Origin of the sequence: Actinophytocola sp. (genome assembly GCF_049647105.1) — a bacterium.
In the GTDB taxonomy this organism is placed as follows: Bacteria; Actinomycetota; Actinomycetes; order Mycobacteriales; family Pseudonocardiaceae; genus Actinophytocola.
In genome coordinates this window covers 1-2,826 of the sequence record NZ_JBARWZ010000130.1, presented here as the reverse complement: position 1 = coordinate 2,826, position 2,826 = coordinate 1, and the positions used below count along the sequence as shown (strand labels likewise).

At 74.0% G+C, this 2,826-nt stretch carries 1 protein-coding gene; it reads left to right on the top strand.

The annotated features are described in order from the left end of the window. Nucleotides 1–23: 23 nt before the first annotated feature. Nucleotides 24–2,826 (top strand): SDR family NAD(P)-dependent oxidoreductase (locus WBA97_RS15975; RefSeq protein ID WP_424231601.1); only part of this gene is annotated, 2,803 nt, incomplete at its 3' end.

Sequence of the window (2,826 nt, the reverse complement as noted above, 5' to 3'; positions counted from 1 at the left end):
TGTTCGCCGCGGCGTGGGACGAGGTGTGTTCGCGGTTCGACCGGGTTCCGGTCGACGACGAGTTGTTGTTGAACCGGACGGATGGTGCGCAGGCGGCGATCTTCGCGCTTGAGGTTGCGTTGTTCCGTTTGCTGGAGTCGTGGGGGTTGCGGCCGGATTTCCTGCTGGGGCACTCGATTGGTGAGCTTGCTGCCGCGCAGGTGGCTGGGGTTCTGTCGCTGGACGACGCGTGCACACTGGTGGCTGCTCGTGGTCGTTTGATGGCTGGGTTGCCTTCTGGTGGGGCGATGCTGGCGGCCGAGGTGTCCGAAGAGGACGTTCCGGAGAGTGTTGATGTCGCGGCGGTGAATGGTCCGACTTCGCTTGTGGTATCGGGAACCGAGGAGGAGATCTCGGTTCTGGAGGAGCGGTGGCGGGCTGAGGGTCGTCGGGTGAAGCGGCTTGTGGTGTCGCATGCGTTCCATTCGCGGTTGATGGAGCCGATGCTCGCGGAGTTCGCCACCGTCGCGGAATCCTTGACGTATAACGAACCTCGGATTCCGTTGCCGGGTGCGGTGACCGATCCGGCGTACTGGGTGCGGCAGGTTCGGGACACGGTGCGGTTCGCCGACGGGGTCTCGGAACTGCGTGAGCGGGGTGTCACCGCGTTCCTGGAGCTGGGGCCCGATCCCGTGCTGTCGGCGCACGTCACCGACGCCGTCGCGGTCCTGCGGACGGGGCGCGCCGAGGTCGCGACGTTGCTCGGCGCGGTCGGGGCCGTGTGGGCACGCGGCGCCGTGGTCGACTGGGTGCGGATCGTGCCGGAAGGCAGGCGCGTCGACCTGCCGACCTACGCCTTCCAGCGCGCCCGCTACTGGCCGCGGCACCAGCACCTGCTCGGCGGGCTCGGCGCGGCCGGGCTCGGCGGTGCCGACCACCCGATGCTCGGCGCGGCCGTCACCGTCGCCGAGGACGACGGCAGGGTCCTCACCGGGCTGCTGTCCGTCGACGAACAGCCATGGCTCGCCGACCACGTGGTCGGCGGCCGGGTGGTCCTGCCAGGCACGGCCGTGCTGGAACTGGCGCTCGGTGCGGGCGACCACGTTGGCTGCCCGACCGTCGCCGACCTCACGCTCGAGGCGCCGCTGGTGTTCACCGGCCGCGAGCCCGTCGCCATCCAGGTCGTCGTCGGTCCAGAACGGCCTGCGGGCCGCACACTGTCCGTCCACTCGCGCCGCGTCGACGCGGACGACTGGATCCGCCACGCCACCGGTCTGCTCACCGCCGACCGGCCCGCCCCCGCCGACCCGGCGCCGTGGCCGCCACCCGGCGACACCGCGTCGCCAGAGGCGATCCTGGACGTCCTCGCCCGGCTCGGGTTCGACTACGGACCGGCCTTCCACGGTCTCACCGCGGTGTGGCGCGACGGCGACACCCTGCACGCCGAGGTCACGCTGCCCGGCTCAGCCCGGGGCAGCGACCGCTTCGGCGTCCACCCCGCCCTGCTCGACGCCGTCCTCCACCCCACGACGCTCATCACCGGCGAGGACGACACCCGCGTCCCGTTCAGCTGGTCCGGCGTCACCCTGCACGCCACCGGCGCCACCGCCGTCCGGGTCCGCATCACCGGGACCGCGCCCGACGAGTACGCCATCCACGTCTGGGACACCGAGGGCAACCCCGTCATCGGGATCGCGACCCTCGTCCTGCGCAGGCCGCGCGAGACACGGGACACCACCCCCGGCGCCCTGTTCACCGTCGACTGGGTCGAGGTCCCGCCGGCACCAGCCACCGACACCACCGTCCTTGACCTGCGCGACACCCCCACCGCCGACCCCGACGAGATCCGCCGCCGCACCGCCGACGCGCTCACCGCGGTCCGGACCTGGCTCGCCGACGCCACCGGCACCCTGGTCGTCCGCACCCGAGGCGCGCTGGCCACCGGCGACGAGGACGCGCAGGACCTCGCGGGCGCCGCCGTCACCGGCCTGGTCCGCTCCGCCCGCACCGAGCATCCCGGCCGCCTCGTCCTGCTCGACGGCGACGGCCCGCTGCTGCTCGCCGCCGACGAACCCGACCTCGCCCTCCGCGACGGCGTCCTGCTCGCTCCCCGCCTGACCCGCACCCGCGCCACCGGCGCCGCCGGGATCCCCGCCCCCGACGGCGCCGTGCTGATCACCGGCGGGACGGGCGCGCTCGGCGCGCTCGTCGCCCGCCACCTGGTGGTCCGGCACGGCGTCCGGGACCTGGTCCTCGTGAGCCGCAGTGGGGTGGCCGCGCAGGGCGCCGCCGCGCTCGTCGACGAACTCGAAGGGCTCGGCGCCACCGTGCACGTCGCCGCGTGCGACGCGGCCGACCGGGACGCCGTCGCCGAGGTACTGGCCGCCCACCGCGTCGCCGGGATCGTCCACACCGCGGGCGTCCTCGACGACGGTGTACTCGACACCCTGACCACCGGCCAGCTCGACCGCGTCCTGCGGTCCAAAGTGGACTCCGCGCTCGTGCTCCACGACCTGACCCGCGACCTGCCGCTGGCGTTCTTCGCCGTGTTCTCCTCCTTCGCGGCGACCATGGGCACCGCGGGACAGGCCAACTACGCCGCGGCCAACGCCGTCCTCGACGCACTCGCCGCCCACCGCCGCGCCCTCGGTCTCCCCGCCACCGCCATGGCATGGGGGCTCTGGGACGGCGGCATGGCCACCCACCTCGGCGACGCCGACCGGGCCCGCCTCGGTGGCGCCCTCGACGCGGATGCCGGGCTCGCGCTGTTCGACCGGGCGCTCGCCGATCCCCGCCCGCACGTCGTGCCCATGGCCGGGCCGCCGCGCGTGCCGGCGGGCGCGGCCG